This window comes from Myxococcus sp. CA040A (assembly GCF_013336725.1).
Lineage (GTDB): Bacteria > Myxococcota > Myxococcia > Myxococcales > Myxococcaceae > Myxococcus > Myxococcus llanfairpwllgwyngyllgogerychwyrndrobwllllantysiliogogogochensis.
Genome location: NZ_JABUMR010000002.1, coordinates 169,210 through 188,568 on the forward strand (window position 1 = coordinate 169,210; position 19,359 = coordinate 188,568).

The 19,359-nt window shown below is 66.0% G+C and carries 11 protein-coding genes; 5 read left to right on the forward strand and 6 right to left on the reverse strand.

Features of this window, described 5'->3' with window-relative positions; all coding sequences use genetic code 11:
• The first annotated feature begins 58 nt into the window (after positions 1-58).
• Positions 59-940, forward strand: coding sequence for an NAD(P)-dependent oxidoreductase (locus HUA75_RS07825; RefSeq protein WP_174455791.1), 882 nt, complete (start codon positions 59-61; stop codon positions 938-940).
• A 24-nt stretch (positions 941-964) separates the two neighbouring features.
• Here the strand turns inward: HUA75_RS07825 and HUA75_RS07830 are convergent, their stop codons facing one another.
• From HUA75_RS07830 to HUA75_RS07855, 6 genes are all read right to left on the reverse strand, one after another.
• Positions 965-2,503 carry a gliding motility protein gene (locus tag HUA75_RS07830; RefSeq protein WP_174485989.1) on the reverse strand — a complete coding sequence of 513 codons (1,539 nt, stop codon included), beginning with the start codon at positions 2,501-2,503 and terminating at the stop codon, positions 965-967.
• A gap of 17 nt (positions 2,504-2,520) precedes the next feature.
• The gene (locus tag HUA75_RS07835; RefSeq protein WP_141644992.1) at positions 2,521-3,525 is read right to left on the reverse strand and encodes a hypothetical protein; all 1,005 of its coding nucleotides are present in this window, start codon (positions 3,523-3,525) and stop codon (positions 2,521-2,523) included.
• A gap of 46 nt (positions 3,526-3,571) precedes the next feature.
• A complete protein-coding gene (locus HUA75_RS07840; protein WP_174485990.1) occupies positions 3,572-6,004 on the reverse strand; it encodes an aminotransferase class V-fold PLP-dependent enzyme in 2,433 nt (810 codons plus the stop codon).
• Positions 6,005-6,369: 365 nt separating this feature from the next.
• Entirely contained in the window at positions 6,370-8,802 is a 2,433-nt protein-coding gene (locus tag HUA75_RS07845) for an aminotransferase class V-fold PLP-dependent enzyme (protein ID WP_174485991.1), read from the reverse strand.
• 243 nt (positions 8,803-9,045) lie between these two features.
• Complete coding sequence (locus tag HUA75_RS07850) at positions 9,046-9,255, reverse strand: hypothetical protein (protein ID WP_217445989.1); 210 nt, start codon at positions 9,253-9,255, stop codon at positions 9,046-9,048.
• A 39-nt stretch (positions 9,256-9,294) separates the two neighbouring features.
• Complete coding sequence (locus HUA75_RS07855; protein ID WP_141644988.1) at positions 9,295-10,257, reverse strand: hypothetical protein; 963 nt, start codon at positions 10,255-10,257, stop codon at positions 9,295-9,297.
• A gap of 470 nt (positions 10,258-10,727) precedes the next feature.
• Here HUA75_RS07855 and HUA75_RS07860 point away from each other — a divergent pair, with 470 nt between their 5' ends.
• From HUA75_RS07860 to HUA75_RS07875, 4 genes are all read left to right on the forward strand, one after another.
• Positions 10,728-13,736, forward strand: a complete 3,009-nt coding sequence (locus HUA75_RS07860) for a hypothetical protein (protein ID WP_217445990.1) — start codon at positions 10,728-10,730, stop codon at positions 13,734-13,736.
• A gap of 88 nt (positions 13,737-13,824) precedes the next feature.
• On the forward strand, positions 13,825-15,804 hold the full coding sequence (locus HUA75_RS07865; protein ID WP_174485993.1) for a hypothetical protein: 1,980 nt from the start codon (positions 13,825-13,827) through the stop codon (positions 15,802-15,804).
• 143 nt (positions 15,805-15,947) lie between these two features.
• On the forward strand, positions 15,948-16,562 hold the full coding sequence (locus HUA75_RS07870) for a hypothetical protein (protein WP_174485994.1): 615 nt from the start codon (positions 15,948-15,950) through the stop codon (positions 16,560-16,562).
• 244 nt (positions 16,563-16,806) lie between these two features.
• Complete coding sequence (locus HUA75_RS07875) at positions 16,807-19,065, forward strand: hypothetical protein (protein ID WP_141644984.1); 2,259 nt, start codon at positions 16,807-16,809, stop codon at positions 19,063-19,065.
• Positions 19,066-19,359: the final 294 nt, after the last annotated feature.

A 19,359-nucleotide genomic window follows, 5' to 3' on the forward strand; every position in this document is an offset into this window, starting at 1 on the left:
TCATCTTCAGGCCCCGATTCCGGGCGCGGCATTCGAGCGCAGCATCAGGAGACTGAAGATGACATCCGGCCGTTCGTCGAAGATCGCGGTGATTGGCAGCGGGCTCATGGGAAGTGCACTCGCGCGGGCTTTCGCGGCGGTGGGGCACGAGGTCGCGGTCTGGAACAGGACGCCGAGCAAGGCCCAGGCCGTGGGCGGTGGCACCCTCGCGTTCGAGGAGCTGCGCGAGGCCATCACGGGGCGCGACCTCGTGGTCGTCTCGCTGTCGAACTACGCCGCCTTCTCGGAGGTGTTCTCCTCGAAGGACGTGGTGGCGGCGCTCGCCGGGACGACGCTCGTCCAGCTCACCAGTGGCTCGCCCGCGGACGCACGGAACGCGCTGGAGTGGGCGACGGCCCACGGCGTGGACTACCTGGATGCGGCCATCCTCGCCTATCCCGCCTTCGTGGCCACCGACTACGCCACGGTCTTCTACGCCGGGTCGCGCGCGGTCTTCGACCGGCACCTCGGGACGCTCCAGGCGGTGGCGAAGAACTCCGTCTACGTCGACGAGAAGATTGGCTCCGCGGCGACGCTCGACTGCGCGATTCTCGAGGCCTACTACGGAGGCTCCCTGGCGGTCCTCCACGCGGCGGCGATGTGCAAGGCCGAGGGACTCGACCCGAAGGCATTCTTCGCGCAGAAGAACTCCTTCCTGGGGTTGATCTCCGTCACCGCCGATGCCGCGCAAGACATGGTCGCGCGCGACGACTTCACGGGTGAGCAGTGCAGCCTCAACACCCATGTCGCGGCCATCGAGCACATCGTCCGGCTGAGCCAGGACGCGCGCATCAGCACGCGCTTCCCCAGGGAGTTGCTCGAGAACTACCGGCGGGCCGTCGGCGCGGGGCTGGGCGCCCAGGAGCTGCCCGCCGTGTTCCGTACCCTGGGAAAGGACTGAACGCGGCTTGAGCGCGGCGACACGCTAGAAGTCGCGAATCGAATCCAGCACCGAGACCAGCGCCTCTCGATTCAGGGGCTCGGCGGATGCCCCGCCCTTGGACCGGAGCTTCTCGTCCACCGCGTCGAAGATGCCCATCAGCGCGACGTAGATGTGCTCACGCTCCTCGGTGTAGATGAAGGTCTTGCGAGCATCCATCTTGTTGAAGCCCTCGGTATAGGTCGTGACGATGGGCGTCAGCGCGGAGACCAGGGCGGCGGCGCGGGTCTCCTCGGACGCGGCCTTGAGCGCGGCCGACCGGGCCTGTCGATACAGCGTCGCGGCCTTCTTGGCCTGGGTCGGGCTGATGGTGTCGGCCCCGTCCCAGATGCGGAACGGGTTGTCCAGGTTATCCGCCAGCCATTCGGCCTTGCGCGGCTGACGCACGGACAGGTCCAGGCCCTCCCGAGCCGCGGCCTTGTATGCCTTCTTCACCTCGGCGGCGAGTTCGGCGGGAATGCTCGTCAGCCAGAGCATCCCCAGATGCGGGAAGCGCTCCGGACCGGGGAACTCGTCGGGCGTGATTCCAAACATGTCGCTCAACGTCAGCATGCGCAGCTCAGGCAGCGCCGCCAGCGCGGAGGTGTTCCTCAGGTAGCCAGGGGCCCCCCAGATTCTCAGCTCCGTCAGCTTCGGAAAGCGCCTCACGACGCCGGAGACATCCACCTCCTGTGCGGCGTGCACATGCAGGCTGTCCAGTGCGTCCAGTCCGGACCAGGCCATGGCCGGGTTGTTCACGGACAGCGTCAGCCAGCGGCCATCGGCTTCCGCGTGAATCTTCAACTCCGGGCTGGCCTGTCCCATCAGGGACAGGTGCTCCAGTCCTTCGTTGAGGTGGAGCTCGTGGACGCCCGTCACCTCCAGGGTGAGTCGCGTCAGATTGGCGCCACGCAGGTCGACGACGCGCTCCCCGTGGGCCCGCACGTCCGACTCATAGACGAACGGGCGGCGGCGGATGAAGTCGAACAGCCCGGGGATGGGGGCGTCGGCGTTGACGGACGTCAGGATGGGCAGCACCTCGAACACCGCGAGATTGGGGGCGGCGGCGAGCCTGTCCGTGTCGAGCCGCTGCGTCGAGCGGAGCACCTCGCGGTCGCCCAGCTTGAGCACCACGCTCTTGTCGCGGTTGGCGTCCATCTGCTTGAAGAGGTCGCGCTCGGCCTGGGGGATGGCTTCCCAGCGCCGCTGACTGTAGGTGGCGCTGCCGGAGGGCCAGCCGCTGTAGCTCTTGACGTCCTCGACGACGAGGGGCGGCCGGTGACCCACGAGCGTGTAGCCACGAGGAACCTCGGCGGACACCCAGACGTGGACGCGGTGGTCCTTCCAGAAGAAGAAGTTGAAGTTGGCGGGCGCCATGGTCGCCACGGCCGCGGCGTCGGGGAGGGCGGGGCCCACCCAGTCCAAGGCCAGCACGGCGGCCAGCTCGCTCTTCCCCTCCGCCTTCAGGGCGGTCACCTGGACGGCGGTGTAGGCGTCCAGCCGAGGGTTGTAGACGGCGAGAATGTCTCCGGGCGTGGGCTTCATGTTCGGGCGAAGGTGCTCTACGCCCACTCGATGCGCAAGCGCTTGCTGCCCGCCGAGTCCAGAAGCGCGAGCGCCCCGCCTTCGGTCAGGGCCCGCTTCACGGCCTTCCAGGAGGCCTCGGTGAGCAGCCAGGCAAAGCCGTCCTCCACCAGCTGGCTCGCGTCCTTTTCCTGCTCCGGGACGACCACGAGGAAGTTTCCGCAGAGCCGCTCGGCGTTGTTCTGCCCGGGGGGAGTGATGGCTTGAGGTTCGCGCTGGCCCGGCGCCCAGACGAAGTACGCATCCGCGGTCGGGTCGAGTCCCGTGAGCAGCGCGAAGGGCATGTTCGCCGGAAGCTCCGCGAACAACTGCTGGAGGAGCGCCTCGGCGCCCGGAACGAGGCGCAGGACGATGTCGCTCCCCATCTGGAGGACCCGTGCTTCCCTGAGGCGGGCACTCGCGATGTTCGACAACATGCTCGCCTGGAGCATCTCCGCATGCGGCAGCTCGGGCCGCTCGGGGTCGAACCAGGTGGGGCAGGGGAAGTGTGAGCACATCCGGCCCAGCGAGGACATCACCCGCGTCGCCCCGAAGCGCTCGACCAGCGCCAGTTCCCCCTCCGTCACGGGAACGGCGGCGAGTGCGTTTGGCGGAACGGACACCTCCGGCAGGGGCTCCGCCGGGACGTAGAGCAGATGCCGGCCAGGGAACAGACTCCTCTGTCCGAACTGGGTGTGACCGCCCGTGTCCACGGTGCGCCCCTGCTCGGCGAACTGGTTGATCGTGGCGAAGAACGAGAACAGCTTGGATGAAAAGGCCTCATCCGCCATCCCCGCAGGCAGCGTGAACACCAGCTCCTTCTGTCCCTTGGCGGCGAGTCCGTCCGACACGTACGACACGCAGTCCACGGGCCCCTTCGACGTCGGGCGGGCGTGCCGGGTGACAGACACCGTGAGCCCGGGTGCCACCTCGACCCGCTGTGCCAGGGCCGGCGAACGACCGGCTCCCGACACGCGCCCCATCAACTCATTCCACCAAGCCATGCCCTGCCTCGTCGAACCCTCGTGACAGGCCGGAGCGTACACCTGGTCACGAAGCGGCGGCCAGGTAGTCCTGCAGCCTCGAGGTCTCGGTGTTCATCAAGGACTTCGCGAACAGATAGAAGCGATAGGCGTCGCGGAAGTTCGAGCCGAGGCCGAACGAGACGCGAACGGCTCCGCAGAGCCCCTTGTTGAGAATCTCATCGTCGAAGGTCCTGCAATCGAAGATCTTCTTCGTCTTGTCGAGTTCGCAGTGCTCCGCGCCAGCGGTCGTGTAGGTCGCATGCTGCACCGCGCCCAGATTGCAGAAACAGCCATTGCGAAGCGTGATGCCGAAGGACTCGGCGGCTCTCTTGACCTGCGAATGCGGGAAGACCGAGTTGTAGCAGTCGAACAGGTTCAACATGACCGTCGCGCCCTTGTCTTCCGACGCGGGGCCATAGACCCGGCAGAGCGGGCCCTTGGCTTTGATCTCGTGCTGCAACGGCTGTAGCTGCGTTTCGAGCCATCGAGCCAGCGCCTTCGCGCGACCGCCGATGTTATGGACTCCGAGCCTGGAGATGAATTCGAAGCCATAGGCGATGGCGTGGAAGGATGCATAGTTGGGCGTGCCGATTTCGAACTGCCTCCCCTGGTCGTGGTGCAACAGCCGGTCCGTGGGAGACCACGGCCCGGAGTAGTAACACACCGCGCCCCCGGCGAAGGATGGCGGGGTCAGCTTGCGCAGGGAGTCTCTCTTCGCGATGAGACAGCCGGACCCGGTTGGATAGCCAAATATCTTGTAGAGGGATACGGGGACGAAGTCCGGTTGATAGGTCTCGAAATCGAACGCCGACAGGGGGACGAACGCCGCCGCGTCGCACAGGACCATCGCTCCGCGCTCTTGCGCGAACTTGATCCATTTCAGGTCATGCTTCACACCTGTCGCGTTGGACTGCGCGGGGAACGCGAAAAGGTGGGCGTGGTTCCTGTCGAGCTTCTCGAGCGAGCGCCGCAGGGAGCTCTCGACGAGCAGCAGCTCCTTGTCCAGAGGGATGTACCTGACAGCGGCGCCCCGGGCCTTGGCGAACTCCCGGATGCCGTGGATGGAGGTGTGGTTGTCCTTGGCGAGCAGGAACTCCGAGCCGCTCTCGAAGGGGAACGACTCCGCGACCAGCCTGATGGCCCCGCTGGCGTTCGGGGTGAAGATGATCTCGTACTCCTCCGGCGAGCAGCGGAAGAACCGGTAGATCTCCGAGCGGGCCTTCTCGTACGCCGCTTCGGTGGCCTTCGAGCCGGTGTGCGGATTGCCGAGAATCGTATTCCTCAGGACCTGATGGTCACGATCAATGAGGCTCTCTGGGGCGATGGCGCCACCCACATGATCCAGATAGGTCTCTGATTGTGCATCCAGGCGTGAGAATTCCTCGCGCCTCAGGGCCTCCACCTCGTCGTCGGGATACTCCGGATGCTCGGCCAGGAAGGCCGACTTCATGGTCTGGTATTCCCGCAGGGCGTGCGCGTCGGCGCGGGAGAGCAGCCGTTTCTCTCGACTCTCGACGAGCTCCGGCGCCATCGCACGGAACGAGTTCAGTCCATTGAAGTCAGGCAGGGCGCTGACGGCAACGGTCTGCTTGCTGGCCTCGTCGACCGCGCCGCGCAGGAGCCAGGCCTTGACCTCGTAGTTCTGGGTCGGGACACGCGTGCGAAGCTCCCTGAGAATCGTATCGAGATACGCCTCCCGGGTAGGGGTGTCGCACTGGTTGAACTCCTCCAGCAAGATGCAGGTATTGAAGATGAACTCTCTTGTGTCCTCCTCGCCCAGGAAGAACGACAAGGGACATGACGTCGCGACCTCGGCGACGCCCCTGGCGAGCCCCTCCAGGGAGAACGCGCTCGTGATCGCCGTATGGTCGGTCAGGCTGAGCGCCCTGTCCAGGACGGCCGACGGAGTTCCAAAGAGCTTCTGCGACTGTTCCCGGGTCAGTCCAAACAGCTCATTGTAGTGGAAGACCGTGCCGTAGATCTTCCCTCCCGGACGAAGGACTCGCTTGAACTCTCGCGCGACCTTGCTCTTGTCGGGTGGGAACATCAGGCCAAAACCACAGACGATGATGTCGAAGCTGTCGTTGCTGAAGGGCAGGTCCGCCATGTCGACGTCGGCATGGAAATCGACGTCCCGCTTGAGCTCGTCGCCCACCACCGTCTTGCACACGTCGATGGCAATCTTGGAGAGGTCCGTTGCAACCAATTTCAGATTGAGCGGCCTGGCCAGATCTTCGTAGAGATGCGTGGTGATTCGGCCCGTCCCACAGGCGACCTCGAGGATGTTCGTGATGGGTGCTTCCGGTCGGATGTCCTTGCGGATTTCCCGTACGAGGAGTTCGCCATAGGGTTTGAAGAGCTTGGGCCCCAACACGCGCTCATAGAACTCCATGAACGTGCTCAGGGTCCACTTGCGCTCAGACACCGTCTTGCAAGACTGCTTCGCAGTGCTGTTCATGTGCGGGCTTTCTGTGAGCGGGGGGTCTGTGTCGGGGCCGTTTGTGACTCTTTGTGATGAATGCCTGGGCCGATGCGCGCCCCGATGCCAGGGTGACTCGTGCGCTTGCCTGGGATGGTTACACGCCAGGGTTGTTGATCATTTCAGAAATGGCAAGCGAATCCGCGAATGTCAGGCGGTGCGGGCCGGGTGCGGGCTGTTTGTGATGCCATTGCGGGCTGATTGCCTTTGCGCTGCGGGCTGGACGCCCATGACGCGCGCTGACAGGCCGGTTGCTGCCCGAGGTCGGCCGCTCCCAGGGCGTGGCGGCGTATGGCCACCCCTGGCGGGCCCGTTCGACGGTTGCTATGGGGACGTCCGTCTGCTCACGAAGCGGCGGCCAGATGGTCCTCCAGCCGCGAGGTCTCGGTGTTCATCAAGGACTTCGCGAACAGATAGAAGCGATAGGCGTCGCGGAAGTTCGAGCCGAGGCCGAACGAAACACGAACCGCTCCGCAGAGCCCCTTGGTGAGAACCTCCTCATCAAAGGTCTTGCAGTCGAGGATCTTCCGCTTCTTGTCGAGCTCGCAGTGTTCCGAGCCCGCGGTCGAGTAGGTGGCGTGCTGAACCGCGCCCAGGTTGCAGAAACAGCCATTGCGAAGGGTGATGCCAAAGGACTCGGCGGCTCTCTTGACCTGGGCGTGCGGGAAGACCGCGTTGTAGCAGTCGAACACGTTCATCATGACCGTCGCGCCCTTGTCTTCCGGCGCGGGGCCATAGACTCGACAGAGGGGGCCCTTGGCCTTGATTTCATGCCGCAGTGACTGCAACTGCGTTTCGAGCCATCGAGCCAGCGCGTTCGCTCGACCGCCGATGTTGTGGACTCCGAGCCTGGAGATGAATTCGAAGCCATAGGCGATGGCATGGAAGGATGCGTAGTTGGGCGTACCGATTTCGAACTGCCGCCCCTGGTCATGGTGCAACATCCTGTCCGTGGTAGACCACGGCCCGGAGTAGTAACACACCGCTCCACCGGCGAAGGACGGCGGGGTCAGCTTGCGCAGGGAGGCTCTCTTCGCGATGAGACAGCCGGCCCCGGTCGGATAGCCAAATATCTTGTAGAGGGAGACCGGGACGAAGTCCGGTTGATAGGTCTCGAAATCGAACGCCGACAGGGGGACGAACGCCGCCGCGTCACACAGGACCATCGCTCCGCGCTCTTGAGCGCGCTTGATCCATTTCAGGTCATGCTTCGCGCCCGTGGCGTTGGACTGCGCGGGGAACGCGAAAAGGTGGGCGTGGTTCCTGTCGAGCTTCTCGAGCATGCGCTCCAGCGAACTCTCGAGGAGCAGCAGCTCCTTGTTCAGGGGGACGTACTTGACAGACGCGCCCTTGGACCTGGCGAATTCCCGGATGCCGTGGATGGAGGTGTGGTTGTCCTTGGCGAGCAGGAGCTCCGAGCCGCTCTCGAAGGGGAACGACTCCGCGACCAGCCTGATGGCCCCGCTGGCGTTCGGGGTGAAGATGATCTCGTACTCCTCCGGCGAGCAGCGGAAGAACCGGTAGATCTCCGAACGGGCCTTCTCGTGGGCCTCCTCGGTGGCCTTCGAGCCGGTGTGGGGATTGCCGAGGATCGTATTCTTCAGGACCTGGTAGTCATGCTCGATGAGGCTCTCTGGGGCGATGCCACCGCCCACATGATCCAGATAGGTCACCCGTTGTGCATCCAGGCGAGAGAACTCCTCCCGTCTCAGGGCTTCCACTTCGTCGTCGGGATACTCCGGATGCTCGGCCAGGAAGGCTGACTTCATTGCCTGGTATCGGCGCAGGGCAGGTGCGTCGGAAAGCGGGAGCAACCGATCATCTCGACTCTCGACGAGTTCCGGCGCCATCGCACGGAACGCGCTGAGTTCACTGAAGTCGGGCAGGGCGCTGACAGCAACGGTCTGCTTGCTGGCCTCGTCAACCGCACCGCGCAGGAGCCAGGCATTGACGGCATAGTTCTGGCTGGGAACATGCGCACGAAGCTCTCCGAGAATCGTATCGAGATACGCCTCCCGGGTGAGGGTGTCGCACTGGTTGAACTCCTCCAGCAAGACGCAGGTATTGAAGAGGAATTCTCTCGTGTCCTGCTCGTCCAGATGGAAGGTCAGGGGACACGACGTCACGACCTCCGCGACGCCCCTGGCGAGCCCCTCCATGGAGAACGCGCTCGTGATAGCTGAATGATCGCTCAGGCTGAGCGCTCCATCCAGGATGGCCGAGGGAGCGCCGAAGAGCTTCTGCGTCTGCTCCAGCGTCAGGCCAAACAGCTCATTGTAATGGAAGACCGTGCCGTAGATCTTCCCTCCCGGACGAAGGACTCGCTTGAACTCCCGCGCGACCTTGCTCTTGTCGGGTGGAAACATCAGGCCAAAGCCACAGACGATGATGTCGAAGCTGTCGTTGCTGAAAGGCAGGTCCGCCATGTCGACGTCGGCATGGAACTCGACGTCCCGATTGAGGTCGTCGCCCACCACCGTCTTGCACACCTCGATGGCAATCTTGGAGAGGTCCGTTGCAACCAGTTTCAGGTTCAGCGGCCTGGCCAGCTCTTCGTAAAGATGCGTGGTGATTCGGCCCGTTCCACAGGCGACCTCGAGGATGCTCGTGACGGGAGCTTCCGGCCGGATGTCCTTGCGGATCTCACGGACGAGGAGCTCGCCGTAGGGCTTGAAGAGCTTGGGCCCCAAGACGCGTTCATAGAACTCCATGAACGTGCTCAGGGTCCATTTGCGGTCCGACACCGTCTTGCAGGACTGCTTCGCCGTGCTGTTCATTCGAGAGCCTTCAGTGGGCAGGGGTGTGCGCGCTGAGACTCTATCTCATGACTTTTTCGCGGTAACCGGCAGTCTCTCGGAGCCAGTATCCGGTCTGTGTCGGCCGTGGAGGAGTGAGGGTGATAACGGGGACTTGGAGACCGTCAGGGCAGAGGTGACGCAGCAAGACCAGTCAGATTGGCAGACTGCGTCAGCGGACTGCGTCAGCGGACCGGGCGCAAGACGCCGTGGCGACGATGCGCCTTACTCCGCTTCCATGAACACGTACTCATGCTGCGCATCGCGGAGCACCAGCGACTTCTTGCTGTCCTTGTTCGCGACGACGAACTCATAGCCGTCCTCACCCGGCGAGCTGCCTACGAGCGTGAGCGTGCCGTCATCACCGCGCCGCGAAGCGACCTCGCTCTTCCAGTCGCCAAAGTCGAACCAGGTGGCCGCGCCCCTGCGTACCACCTGGATGTCGCCCACCTCCACGCTGCGATAGCGCGCGGGTCAGGGGGCCTGGATGAAGCCGGCCGGTGGCCCCATGAACGCGTTGCCAACACGGATGTTGTCAATCAAGACGTAGCTGTTCGCGGTGATGGCATTGTTGGGGCGGTCACCGAAATAGGCCAGGATGCGGCTGTAGTCGAGTGGCTGCGCAACGACATTCAGGTTGCCGCAGTTCCAGCCCTCGGTGGTGACCCCACCATTGCAGAAGCCGATGCGGTGTTGGAGGCGCCCGTCCCGAGACCAGATGTAGAGCGTGTTGAGCCCTCCAATGACGACCTCGAACTCCACATAGAGCCATTGCTCCAGGAACTGCTCCATCTGGAAGGAGTGCCTGGTCGTCGGAGTGGAGGGGGCCCAATGTGAACTGAATTCGTCGGCGCAGATTCCGGCGGCGTTGTTGCACGCGCGAAAGCCGCGGTAGGCGTACTGGCCGGACGCCGTTTCGAGGGCCCCCTCGGTCACCATCGGGCGGATGTTCCTGCCGCCGTTGGAGACGTCGTCGTAGACCAGAACGTGCTTGTGGCCCGCGCCGCGCATCGTCGCCGGCCAATCGAGACCGTAATAAACCATGTAGCCGACGTTCGCGCGCAGGCCGTTCTGGTGGTTGAGCAGGATTCCGGTATCACCTTGGGCCACATAGCCTGGCCGCACGTCGAAGCGGGCACAGCCCCCGCTGTAGCAGTTCACGGTCGTGTGGGTGCGCCTGAGAATCTGCGCGCGGGGATTGAGACTCTCCTCGAAGATGAGGTCCGTGTAGTTGTCGACGTCGAACTTCTCGACGAAGCCAAACGGCATCTCGGTGTTCGGTGTGCGCTGGGGCGCCGCGGCCAGGTCCCAGTTCGTCAGGGGAGGCACCACGCCTTGCCTGGGCATGGCCGGTGTCAGCGAAGCCGCCATGACCACAGACAGGGCGGTCATCGCGAGGGCGGGCTTGATGACGAGTCGATGGAAAGGAGAGTCCATGGGTTGCTCCTGGTCCAACGGAGGTTCCCGGCCCTGTCTTAGGGTCGGGCTTATTCGTGCAAATCAAGATTAAGCTGCCTTGTCGCGAGGTGTCAAAGACGGGGCGCAGGCGTGGAAGGGGGACCTTGTGGGTCCATCGAACCGCTGTGTCAGGCCTGACGTCTGCCTGGACGCGCTCGTGGGGGACTGTAGGCGCCGGGTCGTGGATGACAGTGCGTCCCGGGTGCGGCCCCACCGAGGGTGGGAATTGACATCCATGTCTTGAGTCGAGAGCTTGTCTGGTTGAAAAATTGAAAGACTTTTATTGAGTGATAAGAGCATCGCCGCTGGAACTCGCGTCGCGAGCCTCCCGGTGAAGTGTCTGCCTGTCCGTCGCGGGCAGGGTCCCCTCTCTTCACATCTCCCTCTCTATGCACACTCAAGCATCCTTCCGGGTGCTGTCTCCACTCTGGAGACAGACCCTGGTCGTCGTGTCTGTCGTTCTCTCCCTGGTGGGCTGCCAGCGTGAAGACAGCCTTCCAGCTCCCTCCGCCGAGGATGGCTCGGCGCGCTTCGCCATCTCGGTGCAACAAGCCGTGACAGCGGATGACGTCCAGCGTGTCGAGGTCATCCTGGATGCCGCCGACATCCCCGCGACGACCGTCCAGTTGGTGGAGGACACCACGGTGTGGACGGGGCTGATGAGCGTCATTCGCGCCGGCTCCGAGCGGCGCTTCCGGGCCTCCGCCTATGACGCCCAGGACAAGCTCATCTTCCGGGGCGAGGCCACGGGGGTCACCATCACCGCCAACCAGACGGTGCAGGTGAACATCCTGCTCCAGCAGGTGGACCCGTCGCCCGAGTTCTCCAACGCGGGCCCCATCATCACCTCACTCGTCGTGTCGCGCTCCTCGGTGGAGGTGGGCGGCTTCGTCGACCTCCTGGCGACGGCGCGGGATCCCAACCCTGGTGACGTCCTCTCGTACGCGTGGACCGCCACTGCGGGCACCTTCGACAACGCGGCCAGCCGGCGGGCCCGGTGGACGGCGCCCGCGACGGAAGGGATTGTCACGCTGACGCTCACCGTCTCCGACCAGTTGGGTGCGTCCACCTCTGTCAGCTTCGTCATCCAGGTGGATGGGACGGGCGTGGGCACCGCGGAGGTCATCGTCCGATTCAACGCCTGGCCAGAGGTGGTCTCACTGACGGGCGCCCCCACGCAGGTCGTCCCCGGGCAGGCCATCGTCGTCAGCGCCCAGGGAACGGACAATGACGATTCCGCCACGTCGCTGGCGTATTCGTGGAGCGCGTCGTGCGAGGGCACCTGGACCGATGCCGGCTCACGCAATGCTCGCTTCACGCCCACGTCGGTGCCGGCGAATGCCACGTGCGACAACTGCCAATTGACGGTGCGGGTGGCGGATGGCAGGGGCGGCGAGGGCTTCGGTCGGCTCGGAGTCTGCGTCGGCCCGCCGGTGGCCCCCAATGTCGCGCCCCGGATTACCAGCGCCTTCCAGACCTCGCGCAACGCGTCGGCCGGCAGCGTGCTTCGCTTCAGCGTTCGTGCCGTGGACCCCGAGGGCTCCGCGCTGACCTTCGCCTGGGAGACGAACACGGGCGCGCTCGGTGCTCCGACCAGCGGCGGTGACGCCAGTGAGGTCCTCTGGACGGCGCCCGCCTGCGTGGACGCGCAGGTGGCGCCGGTGGTGACGGTGCGCGTCGCCGACGCGGAGGGGTTGGAGACGCTCCAGTCCTTCCCGCTGACGTGGCGCGGGCTCTCGTGCCCCACGGCCATGGTGTTCCGCACCCAGCCCACCGACGTCCTGGCGACCGCGCCCATCTCCCCCGACATCCAGGTCGAGCTGCTCGACAGCCTGGGGCGCAACGTGCCGGTGTCGTCCGGTGTGGTGACGCTGTCCATCGGTGACAACCCGGGCGGAGGCGTCCTTTCGGGCACCGCGTCGGCCACGCTGGTGGCGGGCGTCGCGACCTTCACGGGGCTCTCCATCGACGCGTCGGACGTGGGCTACACGCTGGTGGCCTCCTCGGCGGGACTTCCGTCGGTGAGCAGCGCGGCCTTCACGGTGCATCCCCTCGTCATCCAGGGCAGCCGGCTGGATGACCACCTCACCACGGGCAATGTCCTGGTGCAGCGGAGCCTCGACCTGAGCGCGACGACCATCTCCGCCCTCGTGGAACGGCAGGATGGTGGCTTCGCCACGTACCCGGGGACGGGCACGGCGGCGGGGACGTTCTCCATCTCCGGCGTGCCGCGCGGCGCGTACTACCTGCGCATCGGTTCGGACTACATCGTGACGTCGTCGCGCTCACTGGACCTGGGCACGTCGGTCCAGGGGCGCCCGGACGCGGTGGTACCAGCCAACACGACGTACCTCGCCGTCGACCTCCAGGGGCTCGCGACCTGGCAGGCCGAGGACTACCTGGAGGTCTTCTCCGCGAGCGTGGGCCTGTGGGGGCAGGGCGTGCAGTTGCTCCACCAGGCCGGCACCGCGCCCACCGCTGGCGCCGTCCGCTGGACGCAGACGCTGCGCTACCGAGGCATCCCGGGCTCGCGGCTGCTGGAGTCGGCGCGGGGTGACAGCCTGACGTTCCACCAGCTCTCCACCAAGACTCCGGGCGGCACCGAGGCGGGCGAGACGCTCACCTACAGCGCGGCCGCGCGGGCCTTCACCACCACGGCCACCGTCGCGAACGCCACCACCACCTCCGTGGCGGGGACGATGGCGGCGCTGCCCCAGGACCAGGGCCTCCTCGTCGACTGGCGTGCCACCACCTTCGAGGGCTTGCGGACGGCGGTCCATCCCGCGGCCCAGGTGGACTCGCACGCGCTCTATGTGTCCGCCTTCCCGGATGGGACGCGTGGCACCTACGCGGCCGCGCCGGACCTGATGACGTTCTACCCGCCGGTGGGGGGAGGGGACCGGGCGCTGTCCTTCTCCTACGGCAATCCCTTCCCGGGCTTCGCGCAGGCGGGGCAGGTGAGCACGGAGTTCACCGTGGCCTTCGCACTGCCGCTGCCGGGCGGAGGCACGGCGGAGCCGATGTACTTCCGTCCTTCCGTGACGTACGCGGACGCGCTGCCGGCCTTCGGCTCCGCGCCGCTGACTCCGCGCCTGAGTCCCGTGCGGACGCCGACCCTCAACGGGCAGGATGCGTTCGGCACCCTGTCCGGCGTGGGGCTCACGCCCCGGCTCGCGTGGAGCGCGCCCTCGGTGGGCGACGCCACGCACTACCGGGTCCGCATCTTCGAAATCTACGTGGACAGCGAGGGCAGCACCGTCCAGGGCCCCCAGGCAGGCCGGCTCTACACGAGCGCGACGCAGCTCACGGTGCCTCCGGGCATCCTGGAGACAGGCAAGCGGTACTTCGCCCTCGTCGAGGCGCGCTCGAGCGGCAACCTGGACTTCCAGAACCGTCCCTTCCGCTCCGCGTGGCCCGAGGCCAGCGCGATGCTCGTGACGGGTGTCTTCGCGCCCTGAGCCTGTCCCGCGTTCCCCCGCGAGGCCGGATGTTGGCGCCTCGCGGGTGGACCGCATCCTCCCTTCCTTCTTTCCCTTGCGAGCCCCCATGCGTCCTCAGTCCTCAGGCAGCGTGTTGCTCAGAACCGCCGTGGTGTGTGTGTTCTCCTTCTTCCTGGCGCGGTGCGCCTCCGACCCGCCGGACGAGGCCTGCGATGCGGGCTGTCAGGCGGGCGAGGTCTGCCAGGATGGCAGTTGCATCGACGAAGCCTGTCAGGGCGTCTCCTGTCCCGAGGGCCAGGCCTGCGCGGATGGCGCGTGTGTCGACGTCGTGCCGACCGGAACGGTGGAGGCCCTCGCGGGGCCGAAGCGTGACAACGGCGAGATGTGCATCTCAGGCATGGATTGCCTCAGTGGCCTGTGTGCCGACGGCGTCTGCTGCAACAAGGCCTGTGGTGGCGCGTGTGATGCCTGCGACCTGCCGGGGTTGGAGGGTGTGTGCACCGTGCGCTCCGCTGGTGCGGCGTGTGATGACGGCAATGCCTGCACCCTCGCGGAGACGTGCAACGGACAGAGCGCCAGTGGCTGCGTGGGAACCGCGCTGACCTGCAACAGCCCGCCGAGCCCGTGCCATGTGTCCGCGGGCACCTGCTCGGGGGGGACGTGCTCCTACTCGCTCCGGCCAGTGGGCGCGGCGTGTCCGGAGGATGGCAACCCGTGTACGGCGGACGCGTGTGATGCCGTCGGCGCGTGTCTGCACCCTCCTGTGGCGGCGGGCACGTCCTGCGGCGCGGGGAGCGTGTGCGGCGGAGCGGCGCAGTGTGTGGCCGGCTGCTGGATTGATGGCGCGCTCCATGCGCCCGGTGCCACGAACCCCTCGGGAGCCTGCCAGGTGTGCGAGCCGGGCCTGTCCTCGACGGCGTGGAGCTTCAAGTCGGCGGGGACGCTGTGCCGGGGCGCGGCGGGCGTCTGCGACGCGGCGGAGACCTGCACGGGCAGCAGCGCGCAGTGCCCGGGCGACGACGCGGTGGCCAACGGCACCACCTGTGGCACCGCGCAGAGCGGTGGCTGGAGCGCGTGCGGCGGCTTCTCCGGGGAGTGTGGCGAGTCCGGCTCGCGCTCGCGCGACGTGACGACCTACGCCTGCTCCAGCGGGCAGTGCCAGGCTTCGACGGCGACCCAGAGCGAGGGCTGTGCACGGACCACGAGCGGGAACTCCTGTGGCCCTGGCAGTGGCACCGGGAGCTGGGGCGCCTGTGGAGGCTTCTCCGGTACCTGCGGGGAGAGTGGGAGCCAGTCCCGGAGCGTGACGAACTACGCGTGCTCGAGCGGGAGCTGCCAGGGCTCCTCGTCCACCGAGTCCCGGGGCTGCTCCCGTGACACGGATGGCCTCTCGTGCGGCTCGGGAGGCGCGAGCGGCTGGAGCAGTTGCTCCTTCAGCAGCACCTGCGCCCAATCGGGGACACAGCAGCGCACCGTCTCCAGCCAGGTCTGCTCGGGCGGGGCATGCGGCAGTGACTCCTACGTGGAGTCGCGGTCCTGCGGCCGTGTCACCGAGGGGAGCTGGTGTGGCCCCGAGTACAGCAGCTACGTCTGGAGCGACTGCGCGGGCTTCAGCGACGTGTGTGACAGCGGAGGGACGCAGTCGATGCAGTTCATGCGTGAGAAGTGCCAGTCCGAGCAGTGCTCGCCCACGTACTACTCCAACAGCCGGGCCTGCAGCCGGAGCACCAATGGCACGTCCTGCGGAGGCTCGAGTGTCGGCGGTTGGAGCGAGTGCGCGGGGTTCGACAACGACTGCGATCCGACTGGCACGCAGTCGCGCTCCGTCTCGAGCGCCGTCTGCTCCAATGACTCCTGCCAGTCGGCGAACACCACCGAGACGCAGTCCTGCTGGCGGAACACTCCGGCGTTCCATCACCTCTGCAATGGGGTATGCATCAACATCTACAACGACAACATGAACTGCGGTGGTTGTGGCGTGCAGTGCGACGTGCCCACCTACCAGTGCGCGGGGCTCTCCTGCGAGCGGGTGTGCGGCGACGTGTGGTGCCTCAGCTCCCAGCCGCTCCCCCCGAAGCCGATGTGAACGATGGGCGTGGGCACCCTTCGCATGGAGGGAGGGGTGCCCCGTTCCGAGGACAGGTGGGGCGCGTTCACCATTGCCCTCCGCGACGCGGTCTACGACGCTGGCCACCGAGCGGCCCGACCGGGGCCCGCACGGAGGCCTCGATGACACGCGGTGGTTGGGTGGCGCTGATGTTGTGCTGCGGTGCGGTCTCGGTGGAGGCCGCCGAACCGGAGGTCGCCGACTGTGACTTCCGGTGGGAGTGCCAGGTCGGAGCGCACGGGTTCTCGGTGGCCTTCGACTCCGCCTCGGGCGAGTGCACCGAGGACGACATGACGGCCGTCGTGGAGACCTCGGGAGGGAAGACCGGGCTGCCGCTGGAGAAGGCCTGGTACGGCTCCATCGCGAACGTCGCGGATGGGAAGTCCGTCTGCCGGGTGGCTGGAGCGAAAGGGTCCGTCGGCGGTGGCGTCTCCGCCTTCGCGGTGGATGACCGCCGAGCGCTGGTGTTCTTCACCCGCGACGACCGCCCCGGGTACGAATGGGTGGGCGTGGCGCTCATCGACGCGGCGACGGGGAAGGTGCTCGACGTGAAGCAGCGACTCGGTCAGTCCAAGGAGCGCGTTGTCGCCATCCTGAAGACGCCGCGTGGCTTCAAGCTCCAGTTGATTCGGGAGCACCTGAAGGGCGTGCAGTGCGACTGCTCCGCCGCCTTCGCGGACGACTGGATGGCCGTCGACGTGGTCAACGGCCGGATCCACGCGCGCTGGATGCGATGAGACACGGGCCCACGGCCGGGTGAGGGCGTCCTCGCGGCCAGGGGGCAGGTCGGTCGCAAGGGCTTCGGAGAACGTGCGCGGCGGACGTGCGAGCCGGGTGCAGGCCAAAGCCTCCCCGGGCCGCGCTCGAAGTGATTCAGCCGGTTCGCAACGACCAGTCCTCGCGGCTTCCTCCGTAGTGAGAGTGGGTGACGCTCACTTGATTCGTCCGTCCTTGCTGCGTCCCTCCTGAGGAAGTGGTCCCATGTCTCGAAACAGAAGTCTCGGCGGCAGCGTGCTGCTGGCCGCCGCATTGTTCTCCACCCCGGGCCTCGCTGATGATGAGGTGACGAACGTGCTCGCCTTGGACCGGTATCCGGTCCCCGCGGTCCGGGAGAGCAAATACCGCAATCGCATCGCCACGGAGCTGGGAGGTGGCGGCTGGCAGACCTTCGTGGGGGACCTGCACAATCACCCCCGCGGCCATGACGCCATGGACGGTGGGTCGCTCAGCTTCACGCCCCAGATCATCCGAAGCGAGGTGCTGCTGTCCGCCTTCCGCCACGGCTATGACTTCTTCGGCACCAGCAACCACACCACGTCGTGGAAGTCCTACGACGACGATGACCCCATCTCCCAGCTGAGCCCCGTGCTGGATGCGAACGGGCAATCCGAGCTGCTCGTCCTCAGGGGCAGGGAGTCTCATGTGGGCCCGGATGATGGGACGGGCTCAAGCCATGACCACCACTTCAACAGCTTCAACCGCAATCTGCATGTCAACTCCTCCAACATCGGGAACATGCACGACGAGATCGTCGACAACTACTCGGCGGACCCGCTGCTGAGCACCCACATCCAGCTGAACCATCCGAACGACGACGTGTATTTCACGCTCCCCACGGCGCCGGACCGACGCCAGAAGGTGAGAGATGCCGTCGAACTCGCCGAGTACAACGGGCTCCCCAAGTACTTCGAGCTGCTGCGGCGCGGCTTCCGAGTCGCCCCCGTCTCCAACACCGACGCGCACTCCACCACCCGCGAGCAGTTGGGGGGCGCTTTCATGGAACAGCACCCGAACGGCACCTGGGTGCGCCGCTACATCGACGAGCCCGGGGTGCCCCGCGAGAAGACCCATGGCCACGACACGGCCCAGGGCCGCGCCGGTGTCGTCCTGCCTCCCGGCACGCCGTTCAACTACGACAACTTCCTCATCGCGCTGCGCAACCGCTCGGTGTTCCGCACGGCCCTGCCGCCTGCCTCCGGCTTCTTCATGGTCAACGGCCGTCCCATGGGCTCCGAGTTCGCGCTCAGCCCCACCGAGCGGCGGCTCGACTTCACCGTGTGGGGGACGACCAAGGATGGCACCGGTGGCGGCAACAACTGGACGACGCTCCAGGTCTGGAGCCCCTTCCAGCCCAACGCACCCATCAAGGAAATCCCGTACACCGACATAGGACTCATCGACCTGAAGGAGGTCTTCTCGCTGACGCCCTACGAGTCCATCTACGTCGTCACGCTCAGGCAGCAATGGGAGAACGCCGAAGTCGTGATGGCGCCCATCTGGGTCACCAACCCCGTCAGCAAGCCCGTCCTCTCCTTGCCGGATTCGGTGGTCACCCGGTCATCCCAGTACCCGTACTTCACCGTCAGCGGAGGCGGTGACACGCTGCTCCTCCAGCGCTCGACGCCCCAGGCTCCCCAGACCTGGCAGACGGTCGGGACCATCACCAGCAATCACATCTATTATCCCATCGACCACCACATCCAGCCGCGCGTCTCCCACTGGCGCGTGGTGGACGCCTACCAGCAGACCGTGGTCTCCAATACGACGACGCTGACCGTCACGGATTTGATTGATGTGACCGCCTCCTCGGGGACCTCCCCGACCCTGGATGGCGATGACATCCACGTCCACTGGTCCCACCCGGCGCCGCAGCTCGTCGACTACTACCTGTCGCAGGACAGCGGCCTGACGTGGACCAAGGTTGGAGAGGAGAGCGCTGCCTTCACGGATCGGCACTGGACCTTCGACACGGCGGGACTGGGCGGCTCGACGCTGATGCTGAAGGTCGTGAACCGGCTCGACGTGAGCTACCAGGGCTTCTCCGGCCCCGTCACCGTCTCCCATCAGATTCGAGTGGGCGCTGGCAACGCCACCGTCAATCCCATGGCGGCCTACACCGTCGCGGACAGGAACAAGAGTTCGTGCTGGTGGAGCAGCAATGGGAACTCGCAGTCGGTGTACGTCTACATGGAGCGCGAGTACCTCATCAAGCGGATGGAGATCGACTTCGGGCAGTGGAACCCCACGGGCTGGGCGATGGCTGTCGGCCTGAACGGGAGCACCTGGAGCACGAGTGACAGTGGGTCCATGTCCTATGGCCCCAATCAGACTGTCGTCGCGGACTACAGCCAGCGTCCCGGCGGAGGGCTGATTGCGAAACACGTGCGGCTCTACGTGTCCGGCACGTTCCCTGGAGTGAGCAGCTACTCCCAGGTGTGTGAGATCCGCCTCTACCACTAGCAGGCGGGCAGGGGAGGGCGCGCGACGGAAGCGCGCCCTCCTGTGCCGCCGAGGCTCGCGGGGCCGGGCAATTCCCACCCGCGACAGTCCGGGCGCGGTAGGATGGGGTTCGCCGTGGTCGGGCGTAAGGAGCGATACCGTGCCCAAGGGTCAAGAGAAGGCGAAGAAGGACAACAAGCCGAAGCTGTCGACGAAGGAGAAGCAGAAGAAGAAGAAGGAGAAGGCCGACAAGAAGAAGTAACCCGGACGGCTTTCCAGAATCGCGCGCGCGCCTGGCTGCACCCGCTGCAAGCG